The 21,881-nt window shown below is 51.9% G+C and carries 16 protein-coding genes and 2 pseudogenes; 9 read left to right on the top strand and 9 right to left on the bottom strand.

All coding sequences use genetic code 11. From position 1 onward, the window contains the following. Positions 1 to 12: 12 nt before the first annotated feature. The gene (gene dadX, locus SFA31_RS15655) at positions 13 to 1,083 is read left to right on the top strand and encodes a catabolic alanine racemase DadX (RefSeq protein ID WP_322838820.1); all 1,071 of its coding nucleotides are present in this window, start codon (positions 13 to 15) and stop codon (positions 1,081 to 1,083) included. 164 nt (positions 1,084 to 1,247) lie between these two features. Here the strand turns inward: dadX and SFA31_RS15650 are convergent, their stop codons facing one another. Further along, positions 1,248 to 2,984 carry a potassium/proton antiporter gene (locus tag SFA31_RS15650; protein ID WP_322838819.1) on the bottom strand — a complete coding sequence of 579 codons (1,737 nt, stop codon included), beginning with the start codon at positions 2,982 to 2,984 and terminating at the stop codon, positions 1,248 to 1,250. 252 nt (positions 2,985 to 3,236) lie between these two features. Then, the gene (gene ldcA, locus SFA31_RS15645; RefSeq protein WP_322838818.1) at positions 3,237 to 4,154 is read right to left on the bottom strand and encodes a muramoyltetrapeptide carboxypeptidase; all 918 of its coding nucleotides are present in this window, start codon (positions 4,152 to 4,154) and stop codon (positions 3,237 to 3,239) included. A gap of 108 nt (positions 4,155 to 4,262) precedes the next feature. On the opposite strand from ldcA, the gene emtA reads away from it, so the two are divergent. Continuing rightward, positions 4,263 to 4,874, top strand: coding sequence for a membrane-bound lytic murein transglycosylase EmtA (emtA, locus tag SFA31_RS15640; RefSeq protein ID WP_322838817.1), 612 nt, complete (start codon positions 4,263 to 4,265; stop codon positions 4,872 to 4,874). A gap of 61 nt (positions 4,875 to 4,935) precedes the next feature. Here the strand turns inward: emtA and treA are convergent, their stop codons facing one another. Together treA and SFA31_RS15630 are read right to left on the bottom strand one after the other, a co-directional pair. Next, positions 4,936 to 6,621 carry an alpha,alpha-trehalase TreA gene (gene treA / locus SFA31_RS15635; protein WP_322838816.1) on the bottom strand — a complete coding sequence of 562 codons (1,686 nt, stop codon included), beginning with the start codon at positions 6,619 to 6,621 and terminating at the stop codon, positions 4,936 to 4,938. A gap of 279 nt (positions 6,622 to 6,900) precedes the next feature. Continuing rightward, positions 6,901 to 7,365, bottom strand: a complete 465-nt coding sequence (locus SFA31_RS15630; protein ID WP_322838815.1) for a nucleoside deaminase — start codon at positions 7,363 to 7,365, stop codon at positions 6,901 to 6,903. A 2,288-nt stretch (positions 7,366 to 9,653) separates the two neighbouring features. Here SFA31_RS15630 and SFA31_RS15625 point away from each other — a divergent pair. From SFA31_RS15625 to SFA31_RS15605, 5 genes and pseudogenes are all read left to right on the top strand, one after another. Continuing rightward, entirely contained in the window at positions 9,654 to 10,793 is a 1,140-nt protein-coding gene (locus SFA31_RS15625; RefSeq protein ID WP_322838814.1) for a polysaccharide export protein, read from the top strand. A gap of 1 nt (position 10,794) precedes the next feature. Next, the gene (locus SFA31_RS15620) at positions 10,795 to 11,229 is read left to right on the top strand and encodes a protein tyrosine phosphatase (protein ID WP_322838813.1); all 435 of its coding nucleotides are present in this window, start codon (positions 10,795 to 10,797) and stop codon (positions 11,227 to 11,229) included. A 19-nt stretch (positions 11,230 to 11,248) separates the two neighbouring features. After that, positions 11,249 to 13,429, top strand: a pseudogene (locus SFA31_RS15615) (polysaccharide biosynthesis tyrosine autokinase). Positions 13,430 to 13,483: 54 nt separating this feature from the next. Further along, the gene (wecA, locus tag SFA31_RS15610) at positions 13,484 to 14,482 is read left to right on the top strand and encodes a UDP-N-acetylglucosamine--undecaprenyl-phosphate N-acetylglucosaminephosphotransferase (protein WP_322838812.1); all 999 of its coding nucleotides are present in this window, start codon (positions 13,484 to 13,486) and stop codon (positions 14,480 to 14,482) included. Between the two features lie 95 nt (positions 14,483 to 14,577). After that, positions 14,578 to 14,886: a hypothetical protein gene (locus tag SFA31_RS15605; RefSeq protein WP_322838811.1), complete on the top strand. Its 309-nt coding sequence runs from the start codon at positions 14,578 to 14,580 to the stop codon at positions 14,884 to 14,886. A gap of 192 nt (positions 14,887 to 15,078) precedes the next feature. Here the strand turns inward: SFA31_RS15605 and ychF are convergent, their stop codons facing one another. Together ychF and pth are read right to left on the bottom strand one after the other, a co-directional pair. Next, a complete protein-coding gene (ychF, locus tag SFA31_RS15600) occupies positions 15,079 to 16,170 on the bottom strand; it encodes a redox-regulated ATPase YchF (protein ID WP_322838810.1) in 1,092 nt (363 codons plus the stop codon). Positions 16,171 to 16,295: 125 nt separating this feature from the next. Further along, positions 16,296 to 16,880 (bottom strand): aminoacyl-tRNA hydrolase, encoded by a 585-nt coding sequence (gene pth, locus SFA31_RS15595; RefSeq protein WP_322838809.1) that lies wholly within the window; start codon positions 16,878 to 16,880, stop codon positions 16,296 to 16,298. A gap of 267 nt (positions 16,881 to 17,147) precedes the next feature. Here pth and ychH point away from each other — a divergent pair. Continuing rightward, positions 17,148 to 17,425 (top strand): annotated as a pseudogene (ychH, locus tag SFA31_RS15590) (stress-induced protein YchH). A gap of 397 nt (positions 17,426 to 17,822) precedes the next feature. Here the strand turns inward: ychH and prs are convergent. The 3 genes from prs to lolB all read right to left on the bottom strand — a co-directional run bounded on the left by prs (position 17,823) and on the right by lolB (position 20,377). Then, positions 17,823 to 18,770, bottom strand: a complete 948-nt coding sequence (prs, locus tag SFA31_RS15585; RefSeq protein ID WP_322838808.1) for a ribose-phosphate diphosphokinase — start codon at positions 18,768 to 18,770, stop codon at positions 17,823 to 17,825. Positions 18,771 to 18,896: 126 nt separating this feature from the next. Further along, complete coding sequence (gene ispE / locus SFA31_RS15580; protein ID WP_322838807.1) at positions 18,897 to 19,763, bottom strand: 4-(cytidine 5'-diphospho)-2-C-methyl-D-erythritol kinase; 867 nt, start codon at positions 19,761 to 19,763, stop codon at positions 18,897 to 18,899. Continuing rightward, positions 19,760 to 20,377, bottom strand: coding sequence for a lipoprotein insertase outer membrane protein LolB (lolB, locus tag SFA31_RS15575; protein WP_322838806.1), 618 nt, complete (start codon positions 20,375 to 20,377; stop codon positions 19,760 to 19,762). The genes ispE and lolB overlap by 4 nt, the downstream gene beginning before the upstream one ends. 211 nt (positions 20,378 to 20,588) lie before the next feature. Between lolB and hemA the strand changes: the two genes are divergently transcribed. After that, positions 20,589 to 21,845 (top strand): glutamyl-tRNA reductase, encoded by a 1,257-nt coding sequence (gene hemA / locus SFA31_RS15570; RefSeq protein WP_322838805.1) that lies wholly within the window; start codon positions 20,589 to 20,591, stop codon positions 21,843 to 21,845. The last annotated feature ends 36 nt before the right edge of the window (positions 21,846 to 21,881 follow it).

Below are 21,881 nucleotides of genomic sequence, written 5' to 3'. Positions count from 1 at the left end.
GGAGAACCTTACATGACACGACCTATTCAGGCGATTATCCATCACGATGCGCTACGCAATAATTTACGCCAGGTACGCACGGCAGCCCCGCAGGCGCGCGCGTGGGCGGTAGTAAAAGCCAGTGCTTATGGGCACGGGCTGGCTCGCGCCTGGCCTGCGCTGTGCGATGCGGACGGTTTTGCGCTACTGAATATAGAGGAGGCCGTTTTGTTACGGGAGCAGGGGTGGAAAGGGCCAATATTACTGCTGGAAGGCTTTTTCTACGCTGAAGAATTGAAACTGATTGATGAGTATCGGTTGACTACCAGTATTCACAGTAACTGGCAGTTAAAAGCGCTGGCCGATGCCCGCCTGAAAGCACCCGTCGATGTTTATCTCAAGATGAACAGCGGGATGAACCGGCTGGGATTCGCGCCTGACAGGGTTCACACGGTCTGGCAGCGGCTGCGCTACCTGGGGAATGTTGGCACCGTTACGTTAATGTCCCATTTCGCCAATGCTGACAGCCCTGACGGCATCGCCCGGCCGCTTCAGGTGATTGAGCAGGCGCTGGAAGGCATCGACGCGCCGCGTTCGCTGGCTAATTCCGCGGCGACGCTCTGGCATCCTGAAACCCACCATCAATGGGTACGTCCGGGCATTGTTTTGTACGGCGCTTCCCCATCCGGCCGCTGGCAGGATATTGCCGGATGCGGTTTGCAGCCGGCAATGACGCTAAAAAGTGAGATTATCGGCGTGCAGACGCTGAAAGCCGGGGACGGCGTGGGATACGGAAGCCGCTGGCGCGCGCGGGGTGAGCAGCGCATTGGTATTGTTGCCTGCGGCTATGCGGATGGATACCCGCGCACGGCGCCGAACGGCACTCCGGTGCTGGTTGACGGCAGCCGCACCGGCACATTGGGTATGGTTTCCATGGATATGCTCGCGGTGGATTTAACGCCCTGTCCGCAGGCCGGGATCGGCAGCCCGGTAGAACTGTGGGGTAGCCAGATAAAAATTGATGATGTCGCGGCGGCGGCGGGGACTATCGGTTATGAGTTAATGTGCGCGCTGGCGCCGCGCGTACCGGTTGTGACGGAATAAGAATTACAAGGGATAATCAGGCCTGCTAGCCCTGCGCAAAACGTCGCGGCACTGTGTCATATTTCGCCCGCGCTAAATACTTACTCTGGCACCTGTTTAATCTCAGGGCTGGTAGGTTATACCAGCGCACCGTGAGAGTCCGATGCCGGGGGAAAGCGTTTGGCTCAGGCTTTATCCGCCTCATCGACGGCAACGCGTACCCCGACCTTACGCACACTATTCTCTTCTTTTTCCGCCACGCTCCAGAGCATACCGGCGAATTCTATTTGATCGCCAACCACCGGTGCCCCGCCTAGTTGGGCGGTGATCATTTCCCCCAGTGTCTGCTGCACATTCATTTCATCCGGCAGATCCAGCCCGTAAATCGTAGCGACATCGCTTAAATGCGCGTTGGCTTCAAGAATAAAATCGCCGAAAAAGCGCTGGTCCATATCCTCTGGCGGTGACTGGCTAAACAGTTTTCCCAGCGCGGGTAAATCGCGCTCGCGCCCAATAACGCACAGGATATCGCCTTCAAGCAGGCGGGTACTGCCGGTTGGGTGTAACAGCTTGTTATTACGAAAAAGCGCTGCAATGCGGGTATCATTCGGCATTTGCAAATCGCGCAGAGCCGCGCCAACGCACCACTTCTCCGCATCCAGCCGATACACAAATTGTTCCCACGGACTTTTGGGGTGCAGGTCTAATCCCAGCCGCGATACCGGCCAGCCGACCAGCGGTACCACCAGGCGCGCGCGCCTGGCGGCCCAGCTAAGAGTAGACCCCTGCAGCAGCAGAGAAACTAAAACCACGAAGAAGGCGACATTGAAAAACAGATGGGCGTTCTCAAGCCCGGCCATCATTGGAAATACGGCGAGGATAATCGGCACTGCTCCGCGCAGGCCAACCCAGCTAATAAAAATACGTTCGCGCAGGTTAAAACTGCGGAACGGCAGCAGCCCAACGAAAACCGACAGCGGGCGGGCGACAAAAATAAGCCAGAGTGACAGCAGCAGCGCGGGAATGGCGATAGGTAAAATGCTGGACGGCGTCACCAGTAGTCCCAGTACCAGGAACATGCCTATTTGCGCCATCCAGGCGATACCGTCAAAGGTTTGCAGTATGCCAAAACGGTTGCGTACCGGGCGATTACCAAGGAAAAAACCGCACAGATACACGGCCAGAATGCCGCTGCCGTCCAGCGCCGTTGTGACGGCGAACACCAAAATCCCGCCGCTTAATGCCAGCAGCGGGTATAACCCCTGCGGTAGCGTAATGCGGTTAATCGTTTGCTGCAGTAAAAAGCCGCCCGCGACGCCGAGGGTAATGCCTAACCCGAATTGCTGCAGCAGGTGCGAGATAAAACCACCGGCGGAAAAGCTCTGATGATATTGAATGATTTCAATCAGCGTGATGGTTAAAAAGACCGCCATGGGATCGTTGCTGCCGGATTCAATTTCAAGCGTTGCGCTAACGCGTTCGTTAAGCCCTTTACCGCCGAGCAGTGAAAATACCGCTGCGGCGTCGGTAGACCCGACAATCGCGCCAATCAATAAACCGTTAATCGGGCTGAGATCGAACAGCCAGGCCGCGGCCATGCCGGTAAGACCGGCGGTAATGGCAACGCCGACGGTCGCCAGCGATAGCGCTGGACCCAGCGCGACGCGCAGCGATCCCGCGCGGGTGCGCATACCGCCGTCCAGCAGAATAACCGCCAGTGCGAGGTTGCTGATTAGCCAGGCAAAAGAATAATTATCGAAGGGAATGCCGCCCGGGCCGTCGATGCCGGCGAGCATACCGATAGCGAGGAAGATAACCAGAATAGGGATGCCCAGACGGGATGAGAACGTGCTCAGTAGAATACTGAATGTAACCAGTGCGGCGGCCACAATAAACAGATTAATGATTGTCCCGGCATCCAAGATAGTTTATCTCCCATAAAGTTAGGATAAGACGGTAGCATAATTTTGGCTTATGAATGGACGGATTAGCGGGACAGAGCGCGCTTTTTTTAACGTTACGCATAATACGGCGTCGGCAAAGCGTTTTTTCGCCCCCGAATCGTTGGCAATTTTTATTCGTCGCATTGACGCCGGGGCATAGCAGAAATTATTACTAACCGCGTGTTCGCCAGGGTTTGGCGCGCAGCTCGACGCAAACTGGCCGCCGGCCCGTTAATTTATCGGCAGAGTGGGATGACCGCTTAACGTTAACGCGGCCTCGTTGCCGCTGTGGCAGAGCTCGCCGCAGGCGCCGAGTGGCAGCGTAACCGTATCCGGTTCGTGGCCGAAGCATAAACCGTCGATAATCGGAATATCCAGACGCCGGCGCAGCGTATCTCGCACGCTTTGCAAATCAAAACCGGCGTCATAATCATTGGTTTTCGCTGCGCTAAAGCTACCGAAAACAAGCGCGCGCTGGCGGGGCAGCACCCCGGCATCCAGCAATTGCAGCAGCATGCGTTCAATGCGGAATGGGTGTTCATTGATATCTTCTATCACCAAAATGCCATTCGTAATCTGCGGGAACCACGGCGTTCCTAATAGCGAGACCAGCATGGCTAAGTTACCGCCCCACACCGTACCCGTAGCGATAAACGGCGCGTGTTGAGAGCGCCATGTCAGTGTGAAACGCGGTGAGTGCAGCGCCTGCCAAAAGTGACGCTCGGTAAACTCGCTGGGCGCGGCCGCGCCAAAGTTGCCGGCCAGCATTGGGCCGCTAAAAGTTACGGCGTTTTCCTTAGCTAAAAGAGCCAATTGAAAGGCGGTAAAATCGCTGTGGCCGCACACGATAAGCGGGGACTGCCGCAGCCGGGCGGCGATGGCGGCAAACTGAATGTTTGGTAATAATCGCGTGACGCCGTAACCGCCACGCACTGCCAGCGCTATCTGAGGCGTACTCTCCAGCCTGGCTAATGCGTTGAGATCGGCAAGTCGTTCGGCATCGCCGCCGGCGAAACGCTGCTCGCGGCGCGAAATAACGTCACTATGACGAACCGAGTGGCCCTGAGCCCGCAGTCTCTCGACGCCGCGTATTGCCGCGTCCTGCTGTATACAGTATCCGGAAGGCGCTATCAGATGAAAAATCGCCATGGCAATTCCTTGCTGAATTAAATTTTGAATTGGTTATCATGCCGATTAGCGCCGCGGTTGTCATCCGTCGGGAGTTGTCATGGGCCGTTAATACAGGGAGCGGATACTGTGAAGTTAAGATGGGTAATTGTGTTAGGCCTGCTACTGGTGGGCTGTTCCGGGAAAACGCCGCATCGGGAAAACGGATGGACGCCCCAAAGGCCGGTTTCCGGGGCGCAAACCTGGATGCCGCTGTCGGAAGAGGCGGGGGAGAACTGGGGCGTTAGCCCAAGGCTGATAACGGCTATTATTGCCGTGGAGTCCGGCGGTAATCCGACGCTGGTAAGTTCCTCTAACGCCGTGGGTCTCATGCAAATAAAAGCCTCTACCGCCGGGCGGGAAGTGTGGCGCCAGCAGGGTAAAAGCGGGCAGCCCAGCGCGCGCGAGCTAAAAGATCCGGCGCGTAATATTGATATCGGCGCGGCCTATCTCAGTATTTTACAGTCAGGCATTTTACGCGGTATTGAAAATCCACAGACCATGGAATATGCGCTGATAGTGGCCTATGTCAACGGAGCCGGCGCGCTGCTGCGGATATTTTCATCGGATCGCAATAAGGCGATAGCGCAGATAAACGCGCTGTCGCCGCAGGATTTTTGGCAATATGTAATGGATAATCATCCTTCATCACAGGCTCCGCGCTATTTATGGAAAGTTAAGCGCGCGATGGAGAACGTCTGAGTTTGGAGTAAAATGACGGGAGCCAGCGTTACGGACTCCCGCTTTACATTGGGCTGTGGCTTCAGAGAGTATTCTCCTGAGCGACAATTCCGGCCGGTGGCTGCTTCGGTACGTTATCGCAGGGCCTGGTCTCCTGGCACAGCAGCTCTAGTATTTTCAGCGTGACGCCATTGCTCCAGCCGAAACCGTCCTGAAGCGGATATTCCCCGCCGCCGCCCAGGCCCGGCGCTGTGACATTATATTTCTCAACCAGCTTGCGTTCCCGGTTAAAGGTATTTTGTACCGTGTTTAAGAATCGCCACGCGATATCCTGCGCCAGCGCCTCATGGTGATAACGATTGAGGCCTTCAATGGCGACCCACTGTAATGGCGCCCATCCGTTTGGCGCGTCCCACTGCTGGCCGGTATTTTCCGTGGTGGTGACAAGCCCGCCCGGTTTCAGCAGCCCGTTGCGCACGGCGCGTGCCGTTTTATCCGCGCGCGCATCGGGCGCCAGCCCGACATAAAGCGGGAACAGCGTTGCAGCAGTTAGCTGACTGCGCGTTTTTTCACGGCGTAAGTCGTAATCGGCGTACCAGCCCGCGTCGTCATTCCACAGATGGGTTTCAATTGCGCGCTGGCGCGCCTGTGCAAGCGTCTTATAGCGCTCGCTCAATGCATTATCCCCCGCAGCCTCGGCCGCACGAGCCAGTGTCTTTTCAAGCTGCCAGAGCAGGGCGTTTAAATCGACGGGGACAATCTTTGTGGTATGAATGGTGCTGAGTTTTGCCGGATTGTCCAGCCAGCGTGAACTGAAATCCCATCCCGATGCGGCGCCTGCCCGCAGGTCGCGATAGATATCGGCGGCGGAGCGCTTGGGATTATCGTGCGCGGTCTGAATATCTTCTGCCCATGATTCGGGGCGAGGCAGCGCCCGATCGTCCCAATATCGGTTTAATAAACTGCCGTCGCGCAATTTAACGACGCGCAGCCGCGCGTGGCCGTTATCCACTTCCTCTGCGCCGTCCATCCACCATGCATGCTCTTTTTGTAACTGAGGCAGGTAACGTACCAGCGTCTTTTCTCCCTCATGGCTGGCCAGGAGATCCACCATTAGTGCAAAAAACGGCGGTTGTGAACGGCTGAGATAATAGCTGCGATTCCCGTTGGGAATGTGCCCCCAGCGGTCTATCTCCCAGGCGAAGTTATCAACCATATGGCGTACGCTTTCCCAGCGCCCGCTTTGCGCGAGGCCAAGCATGGTAAAGTAGCTGTCCCAGTAATACACTTCCCGGAAGCGCCCGCCCGGAACCACATACGGGTGAGGCAGTGCGAGAAGCGAACCTCCGCGCGGCGTGGTTTTGGTTTCCCGCGTAAGCACCGGCCATAGATTATTGATATGTGTACGCAGGCTTTCTCCCTGCGGCGGGGTATATTTTTTCGGCGCAGGGGGCAGGTTAAAGTTGAATTCGATAAAATGGCGCAGGTTGAAGCCAGAAAGGTGGCGCTGCATTTGCCAGTCGGCAACGATCGCTGAGGGGGCGTGTTTCGGTATCGCATCGGCGAAGATTTTTTGATCGTTAAATAAGCGGGCGCGCTGGACCGCATCGAATAAAGGACCTAACAGAACGTCCGGCGGTGATGGCAACGCGGTTTCCTGCTGCGGCTTTTCACCGTCAGCCGCGATGAGCGGTAGCGGAGCTGCGATAAAAAGTAGCGATGCGCTAAGTAGCAGGCTGCGTGGGAGCCAGAAAGTGGCAGGCATCATCCTGAGAGTCTCCTTAATCGTTGAGTTTGACTTTTGGCACGCGCTAACAAAATCAGGAGTGTTTTACGCGCCGGCGCCTCCGGGCCGCAATATCAAGTCATTTCGTCATCGCTTTTAATCACCCAAATGCCGGCGCATGCGGCCGTGGGCGCACAGACGGCACCCTAAAACCTTAGACGAGTTTCGCGGGGGGGGCGGGATAAGAAACCGAAAAGTGCGAGGCGGATTGGAATATAGAGAGAGACGTTAAGACGGCGCAGGCGGTGCGCCGTCGTAGTATTAACCGTTGAGTTCTTTCCAGCGCTGATAAACGCGGATCGCCGTGGCGTCTTTATGCTGCGTCATTGGCAGGCGTCGCTCGGCAACGGGTTTTTTATATTCGTCATAGAAGGTTTCAAGTTCAAAGTATTTACGATCGTCGCGGTAGTAAGGCGCGTAATCTTCCCGGGCGGTGATATAGGTTACCTGCCTTGGGCTGCAGTAATACAGCGAGCCAAGGCACATCGGGCACGGGCTTGCGAGAATATAGATATCGCAGTCGGTTAAATTTTCGGTTTGTAACTTTTGACAAGCGGCGCGAATGGCCAGAATTTCCGCATGCGCGGTGGGATCGTGCGTTTGTGCAACCAGATTCGGGCTTTCGGCCACAATTTCGCCGTTGCGGACGATGACGGTAGCAAAGGGGCGGCCGCCGGCTTCTACATTTTTCATGGCAAGATCGATAGTGCGTTGAATGTAATCCACGTTATCTCCTCACTTTCTGAAACAGGTCTTTAAACATAGAAGCAGGTTTCTATAACTTCCAGTGCCGCTTTATTATTAGGTTTATCAATTTTCATTATGAAAATCAGCGATATTACCACTCGGCAATGCGCGCGGCGTCGGGGGATGTGAATACGGTAACGCCTGCCCGTAGTCGCCCAATAAATAAACCGGGTAAACGTATCCAGAAGACGATGTCGGGCGTTTATTAGGCCAGGTACCCCGCGCCTGCAGCTAGCAAAGATGTGGGATAATGACAGGTAACTATCTGTATTTTATGGAAAAGGTGTGATGCTGAGATAATTGCCGGAGCAGGCAAACCGATCGGTATCCCGCTGCTTTAACCGAGGCATAAAATTGCCATGAATACGCGGTATTTAAGCGGTAATAAGCGATGCGGCAGGTAATTGCACAGATAGCCTGCGGCGACTATCACGCCCCATTTTGTAATAACCCTTTGAGGCAGCCATTAAGTAGATAACTATTCGCAATAAAGGCCGGATTAAAGGCGTGCTGACACGATGGAGGATTGCGCTGCTTACTGTTCATGCATCTCGCGGGGCGTAACGTGCTCGCTGCTTCATCGTTACGCCAGGATTGCTACTTCCCGCAAAATTGGGTACCGCCTGAGAAAATATACTATGGGGTGAAAGCCGCAGGGGCGTTCGGTGGCGGGAGAATGTGCTATCTGTGGGTAATCAATCGGCACCGGCTCGGGCGAACATATGCTCCGGTGGCATTTCCGTTCCCTGCAGCCCTGAATGGTCTGAGTGATGAGATAAATTAATTAATCAATTTACAGGTCGACGGTGAGTAATCTCATTTTGGACTGCGCTTGTCTCAACGATGAGCGTACCCACAGATGAGCGTGGCGTTAGCGGAAATAGGACGCTGCCTAATCAAATCAATGGAAAAATTAATAATAAGTATCTTAGAGTATTTAAGCCGCTGTGAATAAAAAAACTTATAGCATGAAGCGCTGTGCGGGGCCGTTGTCTGGTGCGGATGTTGGCGGAGCGGGCGCATGCGCGCTGGAGCCGGGTATTCAGCGGCTGCCGTAGCTGGCAGAGAGGGTATTTCGTTAAAGCCCGCCCTTATAGATTTATGCGGTGAACTACACCTGATATCTCATGTGCTAAGCGCCGTCTGTTAGGGGGCGTCAAACGGATATGCCTGGCAAACAGGTATTGTGCACGTGCATGCAATACAAATCTGCATGCCATCAATATTCATATAGCCCTCTATTTCACATACGAAAGGCGTATTTATCCGATGTGTTTATGTGAGCCATAATTCTGGGTGCTCTGCGAAAAGTATACGACGGCTGTTTAGGATAGAAGCTAAAGTTTTATGTAGGAGATAATTATCCCTCTGAGATTGTCATGAATGTTTGGTTTAACCCTTTTTTTCTTATTTTTTTCACTCTTTAAGGTTTGGAAATAGGTGTAACAGCGGCGCATAATAAGCAAAGTAATAGTTGGATTAGTTGGTGTATTATTCCTTTTGTGAATGATTTTTATTGATGTAATTCTTCTCGGTTATTATTAATTTCAGTGTATTCATATTTTATATGAAATTTTGTTAAGAGTACGATAGTTTTGGTCTGGGTGAATTCTTATTTTTGCATGGTGATTTACTAGTTACATTCTTATGTTTGTTATTTCTTTTTTCCTCAAAAAAGGTTGCGATAATATTATTATTAATTAACTCAGACTGCGGATAGTTGATCTTGTGTCACACTCTGTTTTATATTGTTGTTAATTTGAACAAGGAAAGAAGTTGGATGCGCAGTATTGGCATAGGACGGTGCTCATGCATTTTGTCTGGCGCTCAGTGGGAAAGTGTTTTCGCACAACGCTGGTCGCGTTATTTGCCATCTCGCACCCTCATAGCCGCCGGTTGTAACTTTTATCTCCTTTTAGCGCCAACGCGTTATATTACTTTTTTTAACCGGAACCATTCGATATTCGTAGTGAATATGGACATATTCAGAAACTTCAGAATATCAGTTGATTTTCTATGGCAGGCGCGTCGGTGTGGAATCATAAAACGATTACGCACTGAGATTTATTACTCTTATTAATATGTAAATATAAACACCCTCTTCTAATAAATATGCCAAATGAAGAGTGTTACGGGATGCCATATTTATGATATCTGCATAATTCTCCGGGTGTGGGGGCTTTTCCTGAATTAGAAAAGCTCTGGCGCTGTGGGCAGGTTGATATAACGGCTTAAGAATGGATGCTTCAGCAGAAATTGCGTAGATAATGAATAAGAAAACATTAAAAAAGGCCGCAATAGTCCTGGCGTTAGGATTGTTGCAGGGATGTACCGTGATGCCAGGCCAGGGATTCAATACCTTTGGCAAAAATGTTATTCCACCTCCCGACGGTAAGATGGATATTAACGCCATGGTGGATGTTTATACGGTCACGCCGGGCTTAATTGAAACGCTTCGTCCTCAAACGGTGACTTCCCGAACCAATATGGCGCTAGACGCGCAGTTAAAGGGCTATGAATATCGTATTGGCGTCGGCGATGTGTTAATGGTCACCGTTTGGGATCACCCTGAGTTAACCACGCCTGCCGGGCAATATCGCAGCGCTAGCGATACCGGTAACTGGGTTAATTCAGACGGCACAATCTTTTACCCCTATGTCGGTAAACTTCGGGTGGCTGGAAAAACTCTGCCTGAAGTGCGCGATATCATCACATCACGGCTGGATGCGGTTATCGAAAGCCCGCAGGTTGATGTCAGCGTGGCGGCGTTCCGCTCCCAAAAAGTGTATGTGACCGGGGAAGTAACAACTTCCGGGCAGCAGCCGATTACGAATATTCCTTTGACTATTATGGATGCGATTAATGCCGCTGGTGGGTTAACCGTAGATGCCGACTGGCGCAATGTGGTGCTAACTCACGACGGAAAAGATACTCGCATCTCTATTTATGCGCTGATGCAATACGGTGATTTAACCCAAAACAGGCTGCTTTATCCCGGCGACATTCTGTACGTTCCGCGCAATGACAATATGAAAGTTTTTGTGATGGGAGAGGTGGGCAAACAAAGCGTATTGAAAATGGATCGTACCGGTATGACGCTGGCTGAAGCATTAGGAAAAGCCGATGGCATGAAGCAGGAGTCTTCCGATGCTACCGGCATTTTAGTTATCCGTTCGGTTAAATCCAAACGGGGCGGAAAAATCGCAAATGTTTATCAACTTAATGCGAAAGACGCATCGGCGATGGTATTAGGAACTGAATTTCTCCTTGAGCCTTACGATATTGTTTACGTAACCACCGCACCGCTAACGCGCTGGAATCGCGTGATTTCTCAGCTGGTGCCGACTATTACCGGCGTTCATGATTTGACAGAAACAGGTCGCTATATCAGGACGTGGTCGAATTAATATGCTGAACTCCATTTTGGTTATTTGTAGCGGCAATATTTGCCGCTCGCCTACCGGCGAACGCCTGCTGCGCCAGGCGTTGCCGCAGCTTAAAGTCAATTCTACCGGGCTTTGTGGTATGCCAGGCCATCCTGCTGATAGCCTTGCTTGTGAAGTAGCAGCGGCGCACGGCGTCGATCTTGACGATCACGTTGCCAGCCGTTTCACGCCGGAAATGGCGCGTGATTATTCGTTGCTATTAGTAATGGAGCGCAGCCATCTCGGTCAGTTAACGGCCATGGCACCGGAGATCCGTGGGAAAACGATGCTTTTTGGGCAGTGGCTGGACAGCAAAGAAATTCCGGACCCCTACCGTAAAAGTTACGCTGCATTTGAATATGTGTATTGCCTGCTTGAACTGGCCAGCCAGGAATGGGCCAAACGTCTCCAAAAATAATATGGGAAGTTAATACGTTATGTCGACAAACGTCGTTAATACGCCGGGGGCGCCTGCGGCTGAGCGAGAAGTGGATCTTCTTTTGTTATTGGGGCACATACTTGACCATTTTAAATTAATCATTGGGATTACCGCCTGCTTTGCGCTGGCGGCGCTGATGTACGTTTTATTTGCTACCCCGATTTATTAGGCAGATGCATTAATTCAGATTGAGCAGAAGCAGGGAAACACGCTGCTCAGCAATCTGAGCCAAATGATGCCGACTTCTTTACCCGAATCCGCGCCGGATATTCAGCTACTGCAGTCGCGGATGATTTTAGGGAAAACGATTGATGATTTACGCCTGCGTAATAGCGTCCGGCCGGCCTATTTCCCGTTTTTTGGGCGCGGCTGGGCCAGATTAACCGGCAAACAGCCGGGGAGGGTGGCGATTTCTCAGCTTGCCATACCGCAAGTGCAAGGGGCGTCGCCAAAAATTATTCTGATTGCCGGCAGGCATAATCATTATCGGATTGAAACACCGCAGTTTATTGCCCGAATTGCTCTCGGAGAGCGCTTTGAAAAGCAGGGGCTGGTGATTCAGGTTTCCGATATTTCCGCCCGGCCGGGCGAGCGGTTTGAAGTAATGCAGCAGACGCAGTTAGAGGCAATTAACGATCTCCAGCAGCGCTTTTCAGTAACAGAAAAGAGTAAAAACAGTGGAATACTTTCTGCGACTATTACCGGCAGCGATCCGGAACAAAATGCGCAGATACTCGATCACATTGTTAATAACTATTTACAGCAGAATATCGAGCGCCAGGCGGCACAGGACTCTAAAAGCCTTGAGTTTTTAAAGAAACAATTGCCCCAGGTACGCCAGGAATTAGATACCGCAGAAAATAAGCTGAGCGCCTATCGTAAACAGCAGGACTCCGTTGATTTAAATCTGGAGGCGAAATCAGTTCTTGAGCAAATCGTCAATACTGATAATCAGCTTAATGAATTAACCTTTCGCGAAGCTGAAATTTCCCAGCTTTACAAAAAAGATCATCCGACTTATCGGGCGCTGATTGAAAAGCGCCAGACGCTGGAGCGTGAAAAATCGCGGCTTAATAAGCGCGTATCGGCAATGCCTTATACGCAGCAGGAAGTATTGCGCTTAAGCCGCGACGTTGAATCCGGACGGGCGGTTTATTTGCAGCTCCTTAACCGCCAGCAGGAGTTGAGCATCGCAGAGTCAAGTGCGATAGGTAATGTGCGGATTATCGATCCGGCGGTTAGCCAGCCAAAGCCGATAAAGCCGAAAAAGGTTCTGGTAGTGGTGCTGTTTTCGCTGCTTGGCGGAATATTTTCTGTTGGTGTGGTACTCGCCATGGTGTTCCTGCGTCGCAGTATTGAGTCGCCTGAGGAACTGGAGGAACAGGGTCTTAATGTTTACGCGACCGTGCCAGTATCTGAATGGTTACAAAAACGAAACCGCCGCCGCAACCGGAATACGCTAATGGGACGCTTTCGTAAGCCGGTTAAAGTGGAACCTTTTCTGGCCATGGACAACCCGGTTGATATTTCCGTGGAAGCTATCCGCGGGCTTAGCACCAGTCTCTATTTTACGATGCAGGATGCGCCAAATAATATTCTGATGGTGTCGGGGGCGACGCCGGGTAGCGGAAAAACATTTGTGAGCAGTACGCTTGCGGCCATCATTGCGAATACCGAGCAGCGGGTATTGTATATCGACGGCGATATGCGCCGCGGATACTCGCACAATCTTTTTAAAGTTAGCAATACCATCGGGTTATCCACGGTACTTATGGGGAAAGCTGAGTTTGCTGATGCCGTTCAGCCTTTTAATGCGAACGGCGGTGATATCATCACGCGCGGCCCGATCCCCGCTAACCCAGCTGAGTTACTGATGCATGAACGCTTTCGCAAACTATTGCGCTGGGCGAATGAAAACTACGATGTAGTAATTATCGATACGCCACCCGTATTAGCTGTTACCGATGCTTCATTAGCAGGACGGCTGGCTGGAACCAATTTGCTCATTGCCAGGTTTGGGATGAACACGACAAAAGAAGTGATGACCAGTATTCACCGGCTGGAAACCAGCGGTGTTGGTGTGAGAGGCGTTATCCTTAATGGCGTAGCCAGGCGTGCCGGGAATTACCACGGCTACTATCATTATAGCTATACGTCTGATACTGAGAGTCGTACATAACGCTCTACGCGGGAAAACCGTGGAAAATGGATCGGGGACAAAATGGATTTTGTAATGGTGTTATTGAGCGCTGTTGCGGGGCTCGCGATTGCGGAATATAGCGCGCCGGTGCTTGGGCTGGTAGATAAACCGGACGCGCGTAAAGTGCATGAAGGACATATACCCCTGGTCGGGGGGATCTCTATCTGGGTTGCCATGAGCGCGCTACTGTTCCTCAAGCCTGACTGGCTACCGGCGCATTATGCATTCTGGACCTGTATTACCATGTTATTGATTGTCGGCGTTCTCGATGACCGCTTTATGCTGCCGGTATTTCCGCGGATAGTGGCACAGGCGGTTGCGGCGTTGATTATGATGCACGCTGATTTATGGCTATCTACGTTTGGCGAGCTATTCCCGGGTTATGTCGTTACGCTCGGCGCGGCGGGGTATTTTGTTACGCTGGTAGCGATTTGGGCTTCGATTAATGCGTTTAATATGGTCGATGGTATTGATGGTTTGCTGGGGTCGCTTTCCTGCGTCACTTTCGGCTCGCTGGGCGTGCTATTTTACTGGCAGGGTGATAATGAAATTTGGAAATGGTGTTTTGCGCTGGTTTTGTCGCTAATGCCCTACATGGCCGCCAACTTTGGCCTGCTGGGCGGTATGAAGCATAAAGTTTTTATGGGCGATGCCGGCAGCACTGTTATCGGTTTTGCCGCAATCTGGGTATTGGTCGTGGCCACTCAATCAGACTGGCGCGTCATTGCGCCTGTTACCGCGCTGTGGCTCATTGCGCTCCCGCTGATGGACCTGTGCGCAGTGTCGGTTAGGCGCCTGCGCAGCGGCGTCAGTCCATTTCATCCGGACCGGGGACACATCCATCATATTATTATGAAATGCGGCTTTAGCAGCCGCCAGACGCTGCTTATCCTGTTTTCAGCCGCGCTGGTGTGCGCGATCGTCGGTATTCTCTTCGAGCACCTGCAGGTACCAAACTGGATAAGTTTACTTTCGTTTTTATTGCTCTTCGCCGCATGGCTGAAGTTCTCATCGCATATTTATCGGCGCTAAAGTTTATTCGTAAAAATAAAATGCGGGCTGAGTGATGAAAGAGCTGATGTAGAAAATAGAAAAGCGTTTTAGTTACATTTATAGGATTGGCGAGGATGACATTGAGATTTTTAACGTTATTTGCAGTGTTTTCTACTATGCCCCTATTTGCTGAAGATCGTGATTATGGTCCTCCAGTCGCTATATGCCTAAATAAAAATACTATTCCATATATCAATACGAGAACTGCAGCGGTAGACATCGTTAACGACGCTTACAAAGCGTGCGCGGAAATTGTTGATGAGTGGAAAAATGAGCGAGTATCCTTGCCAGAGAGAATGATAATCAAGCAGGATAAGGCGCTTCGAGATATGTATATCCGGATGATTGAAATCCGCCGGAAAGCAGATATTCTCAAAAAATGAACATGCTTTTATTTTAGATTAAATTGAATTGTCCCCATAATCGTAGATAAATTCTGACCTCACGCCCGTGTCTTTTTGAGCGTACTGACATGACTCGTTATGGAAATAAAAAATCCACGCATTAGCGTGGATTTTTTATGAGGCTTTTGAGTTTCATGGGCATTAGTCAGTCCCATGAAATCATAGGGCTAATTAGACGTTAAATAAGAAATTCATCACATCGCCATCTTTCACGATGTACTCTTTCCCTTCTGCGCGCATTTTGCCGGCTTCTTTCGCCCCCTGTTCGCCTTTATAGGTGATAAAGTCGTCATAGGAGATAGTCTGAGCGCGGATAAATCCTTTCTCGAAATCGGTGTGAATTTTCCCAGCGGCCTGCGGCGCGGTAGCACCAACGGGGATAGTCCAGGCGCGAACCTCTTTCACCCCGGCGGTAAAATAAGTTTGCAGGTTTAGCAGAGCGTAGCCCGCGCGGATAACGCGGTTCAGGCCCGGTTCTTCAATGCCAAGCTCGGCCATGAATTCATCGCGTTCGGCATCGTCCAGCTCGGCGATGTCAGACTCGACCGCCGCGCATACCGGAACCACAGCGGAACCCTCTTTTTCTGCGATAGCGCGTACCTGGTCCAGATAGGGATTATTATCGAATCCATCTTCGTTGACGTTAGCGATATACATCGTGGGTTTTAGCGTCAGGAAGCTCAGATAGCGGATTGCCGCTTTTTCCTCGTGCGATAAATCAAGCGCGCGCAGCATACCGGCATTTTCCAGGTGTGGCAGGCATTTTTCCAGCGCGGAAAGTTCGGCTTTAGCGTCTTTATCGCCGCCTTTGGCTTTCTTCTGCACCCGGTGAATAGCGCGCTCACAGGTATCCAAATCGGAGAGGGCCAGTTCAGTATTAATAACGTCGATATCTTCCGCCGGGTTAACTTTTCCGGCCACGTGAATGATATTGTCGTTTTCAAAGCAGCGTACTACGTGACCAATCGCTTCGGTTTCGCGGATGTTGGTCAGAAACTGATTTCCCAGGCCTTCCCCTTTAGAGGCGCCTTTGACCAGCCCTGCGATATCCACGAACTCCATCGTCGTTGGGAGAATGCGCTGCGGTTTTACGATTTCAGCCAGTTTATCGAGACGTGGGTCTGGCATTGGGACTACGCCAGTGTTGGGTTCGATAGTACAAAACGGGAAATTGGCCGCCTCGATACCTGCTTTTGTTAATGCGTTAAATAGGGTGGATTTCCCGACGTTCGGCAGACCGACGATACCGCATTTAAATCCCATGGTTTACATCACCTTAAATTGCTTGATTATTCCGGCTAAAAATGCGCTCAGCCGGTGGTAAAATTGGACAAAACTTCCCGTAGTATACACGTAATCACTGCCAGGATGGAGAGCAGATCCGCTGGCTATTGAGCCTTAAAGGTATGCAGGCGGCTGGTTGCCTTCGCAAGCCCGTCTTTCAGCCAAACTTCAGTACAGCGCGCGGCTTCATCAACGGCCTCGTCAATAAGCGTTTGTTCGCTAAGGAGCGGTTTACCCAGCACAAAACCAACCACTTTGCTTTTATCGCCTGGATGGCCGATGCCAATGCGTAATCGGTGGAAATTGGGGTTGTTACCGAGCCGGCTGATAATGTCTTTTAAGCCATTGTGGCCGCCATGCCCGCCGCCTAATTTGAATTTGGCTACCCCGGGCGGCAAATCCAGCTCATCGTGAGCGACCAGAATTTCTTCCGGCGCAATACGGTAAAAGGTAGCCAGCGCGGCAACCGCTTTTCCGCTCAGGTTCATAAATGTCGTTGGTACTAACAGGCGCACATCCTGGCCTGCAAGAGAAATTCGCGCGGTATATCCAAAGAATTTCGCTTCTTCTTTTAACGATTGACCGTGGCGCTCAGCCAGAAGATCAACATACCAGGCGCCCGCGTTATGTCGCGTTGCCGCATATTCCGCACCGGGGTTGGCCAGCCCAACAATCAATTTAATGGTCACAGTGACATCCTGACAAAGGAAAGATGGCGCGTAGTTTACTGTGTGCGCCAGCGGATGACAAAGTGCAGGGAAATAGCGCGATAATGAAATAATAATGAAAGGTGATCATTAGAAGGTTTTGCTATTCAGCGGGTTAAATGTAAATTTATGTAGTTTAAAAGCGCATGATTGTGATCGGTGCCGCAACGGAGAAAATATTACGTTAGCTATACTTCACGGACAAGGAGAGGGGATATTCCTCGTCAAATCCGGATTCGGAGGTGCAAGATGAGACGCAAACACGCTTCGCTGGTTGGCAATACATTGATGGGGATAGGCCTGGCTATCATGGTTGGCGGCGTAGGATATTCGATTTTAAATCGGTTGCCGCAGTTCAGCCTGCCGGAATTATTCTCCCATGGGCCATTCTTGGGATTTTTATCGGTGCGGTATTGTGGCTTGCAGGCGCGCGCATTAGCGGACGCGAACAGGTGGCCGATCGCTACTGGTGGCTGCGTAATTATGATAAGCGCTGCCGCCGGGGTGGGCACCACCACCACGGGTAATTTATCGCTGCGCTGCTGCAGGTTATTTTTAGCAATACAGCGCTTTTGCGGCATTGATGGCGACGAGATAATTAGAGTCTATATTTTCTCTTTTTATTAAGCGGTGCCTTTCGGCGCCGCTTTTGCAGGCACCCGATCATTGGGGGCTGCAAACATAACGCATAATCCCATGCTTCACATCTTTAATAATCAGCTAAATCTTCACTTTTTTACTCATTTCGTGAATGAGAAACGCTGCGGCATTGAGGGCTAACGTTTTTGCGTTTGTCAGCTGAAACGCACGTTCGGTGGGATCGCGCGATTTAGTGAAGGTTAGCGGAGTGGGATTGATACATATAGCCTGATAGCCAGAGTTAAAAAAACCCGCCGTAGCGGGTTTTTTTAACGAGCTGTTCGATTAGTGATCGAACATAGCGGAGATTGATTCTTCGTTACTGATACGGCGAATCGCTTCGGCCAGCATACCTGAGAGCGTCAGTGTACGTACGTTTGGCAGCGCTTTAATCTCATCTGAGAGAGGGATGGTGTCGCACACCACGACTTCATCGATCACCGAATTACGCAGGTTGGTCACCGCGTTGCCGGAGAAAATGGGGTGCGTGGCATAGGCAAAGACGCGTTTAGCTCCGCGTTCTTTTAACGCTTCCGCTGCTTTACACAGCGTACCGCCGGTATCAATCATGTCATCTACCAGTACGCAGTCGCGGCCGGCGACGTCACCGATAATGTGCATGACCTGCGCCACGTTAGCGCGCGGGCGACGCTTATCGATAATCGCCATTTCTGTGTCGTTAAGGAGTTTAGCCACCGCGCGGGCGCGAACCACGCCGCCGATATCGGGTGAAACCACGATCGGATTGTCCAGATCCTGCTGCAGCATATCCTCCAGCAAAATGGGGCTACCGAAAACATTATCGACCGGTACGTCAAAGAATCCCTGAATCTGTTCCGCGTGCAGGTCCACAGTCAGAACGCGATCGACGCCGACGCTAGAGAGGAAGTCGGCGACAACTTTCGCGGTGATTGGAACGCGGGCAGAACGCACGCGCCTGTCCTGGCGGGCATAGCCAAAATAGGGAATAACTGCGGTTATACGGCCTGCGGAAGCACGGCGCAGGGCGTCAATCATGACGACCAGCTCCATCAGGTTATCGTTAGTAGGGGCGCAGGTAGACTGGATAATGAAAATATCGCCACCGCGAACATTTTCATTAATTTGTACACTCACTTCACCGTCGCTAAAACGACCAACGGCGGCGTCTCCAAGGGATGTGTACAGTCGGTTGGCAATACGTTGTGCCAATTCCGGGGTGGCGTTACCAGCAAAAAGCTTCATATCAGGCACGAGAAGAACCTCAGGCATGCGTCCAGTAGCGGATGGCGCTTACCACAATTAATGCGGGCGGAGGCGCGCGCCATCCAGGCGGTGTATTAAAGAGCACGATGCAACGTCTGAAACAAGGTGACGCTGTCACCAATGCGCAATTTGCCCGGAAATGATCTTGTGTAGCGCTGACACGTTGGCGCCGCGCGCCACAAAACCCTGCGACCAGTCCGGGGCTTGTTCCAGCACCCGACGGGCAGAGGCTTCGGTGTCGAATTCAGCAAACACGCAAGCTCCTGTGCCGGTCAGGCGCGACGGCGCGTATTCTAACAGCCAGGAAAGCAGCGCATCAACCTCGCTAAAACGTTTTCTTGCGATAACTTCGCAATCGTTGGAGAACTCACAATTCATTAACGTATCCATTGACCGGGCAGGGGTATTGCGAGGTAATTCCGGATCCTGAAATATCTGAGGTGTGGATATACTTACGCCAGGATGCAAAACCAAATACCATTTTTCTTGCGGCTCGACGGGGGTAAGCCGTTCACCAATGCCTTCGGCGAAGGCGGCGTGCCCGTGTACGAACACGGGGACATCGGCGCCCAGCGTCACGCCAAGTTCCGCAAGTTCAGACAGGGCGAGGCCACAGTTCCAAACGGTATTGAGCGCCAGCAGCGTGGTCGCTGCGTTAGAAGAGCCGCCCCCAAGCCCACCGCCCATCGGCAGGCGTTTTTGTACGCCAAGCGTCGCGCCAGGAATAACAATACCGCGCTGCCGCGACTCCTGCGCTAAAAGTTGTGCCGCGCGCAGAATCAGGTTATCGGCATCCGCTACGCCGGCAATTGACGTATTCAGCATGATTTTTCCGTCCTGGCGCGGCGCAATGGAAAGCGTATCGCCGTAATCCAGAAACTGAAATAACGTCTGCAATGTGTGGTAGCCGTCGGCGCGCTGCCCGGTAATATATAAAAACAGGTTCAGTTTGGCCGGAGAAGGCCAGTACGAAACGGTCATTTAACGATCCAATTTTCCATTTTTAACTTAATGCGCTGTTGCCCGTTATTTAGCTCCAGAGCTGAAGGAAAATTCGGCTGTACGCTTTCGCTGTATCCGCTGTAGGTAACATCCCAGGTTTTACCGTTCTGACGATAATGGAGCTCACGCAGGCGATAATGCTCATCAAGGGTGTAATCGGCGGCATCGCCAGGTAAACCCAATATCCACTGGCGCAGACTGTCCAGTGGAATCGGCATACCGGTCATCTGCTCCAGCATTTTTTCAGCATCCTGTGCCTGATAGCGCTGACCTTTGTTATCTACCAGCTCGGCATCACCCGGGCGGGCGCTAAGCTCAAGCTCCCGACTCCCCAGAGGGTTGGTGAGTAACAGGCGATATTGACTCTGCCCCGTCTGCTGCCAGAAGAAGTGGGCATAAACTTTTTCTTTATCGGAAAGTAGCGCAAAAGCGCCTCGGGTTTGATACTGCTTTAACGCTTTAACGGCTGCGACATGCTGGCGCCACTGCGGTGCGTCCGGGCTTTTGCCCGGCTGTGCTGGCGGGTGACTCATACACGCGGTAAGTAATAGGCTGGCTAGCGGTAACAAACGGGAAGGGCGAAGATTTATCATGGCGGCGGCTTAAATCCTTGAGATGCGTCAATGGTATAACTTTTCATACTGGCGCGCTGGCGGGAAGTCGTCAATGGTGAAATTATCCTGAAAAACTATCTGTAAGGTATCTTCTATTGCTATGAAAAAGGCGGTTCCCTTTTATTGCACGCATGCATCCTGTATTATGTGAGCAGAAATCCTTATCAAGACCGGTATTACTCCCGCACCCATGACGCTATTAGCCCTCGGTATTAATCATAAAACGGCGCCGGTATCACTGCGAGAACGCGTGACGTTTTCGTCCGATGTGCTTGACTGTGCGCTGGACAGCCTGCTGTCGCAGCCGATGGTGCAGGGAGGCGTCGTGCTTTCAACCTGTAATCGTACGGAATTGTATCTTAGCGTGGAGCAGCAGGAGAACCTGCGTGAAACGCTGATGCGCTGGCTGTGCGATTTTCACGGCCTGAATGAGCAGGATGTGCGTAATAGCCTTTACTGGCATGAAGACAACGACGCGGTGAGCCATCTGATGCGCGTTGCCAGCGGGCTTGACTCTATGGTGCTCGGCGAGCCGCAAATCCTGGGGCAGGTTAAAAAGGCGTTTGCCGACTCCACGCGCGGGCATCTTCACGTCAGCGAACTGGAGCGCATGTTCCAGAAGTCTTTTTCCGTCGCAAAGCGGATACGCACTGAAACAGAAATTGGCGCCAGCGCCGTTTCTGTTGCCTTTGCCGCCTGTACGCTGGCGCGTCAAATATTCGAATCTCTTAGCGAAGTAACGGTGCTGCTCATTGGTGCGGGAGAGACGATTGAACTTGTAGCCCGCCATTTACGCGAACATAACGTCAGCCGCATGATTATTGCTAACCGCACTCAGGCGCGGGCGCGGGCGCTTGCCGATGAGGTCGGCGCTGAAGTCATCGGTCTTGGCGATATTAATGAGCGTTTGCAGGAAGCCGATATCATAATTAGCTCTACCGCAAGCCCGCTACCCATTGTAGGTAAGGGCATGGTGGAACGCGCGCTAAAGGCTCGTCGTAATCAACCTATGCTGTTAGTCGATATCGCCGTCCCGCGCGACGTCGAACCCGAGGTCGGTAAGCTTGCGAATGCGTATTTATACGGCGTTGACGATCTGCAGGCGATTATTCAACATAATATGGCTCAGCGCCAGGCAGCCGCAGTGCAGGCAGAAACTATCGTCGCGCAGGAAACCCGCGAGTTTATGGCGTGGCTGCGAGCGCAAAGTGTAAATGAAACCATACGCGACTACCGAAGCCAGGCAGAGCAAATTCGCGACGATCTGTTATCCAAAGCGCGGGCCACTCTGCAGCAAGGTGCTGATGCCGAATCCGTGCTTCAGGAACTGTCCTGGAAATTAACCAATAAACTGATTCACGCCCCTACCAAATCATTGCAGCAGGCTGCTCGCGACGGTGACGATGAGCGGCTGCATATTCTGCGCAACAGCCTTGGGCTGGATTAGCAGATCCTATTCTTATCTAGTCAAAGGTAACGTTAA

Source organism: Erwinia sp. HR93, assembly GCF_034555055.1.
Classification (GTDB): domain Bacteria; phylum Pseudomonadota; class Gammaproteobacteria; order Enterobacterales; family Enterobacteriaceae; genus Apirhabdus; species Apirhabdus apintestini.
Note: the sequence above shows the minus strand (reverse complement) of the source record. Positions and strands in the feature narration are given on the sequence as shown.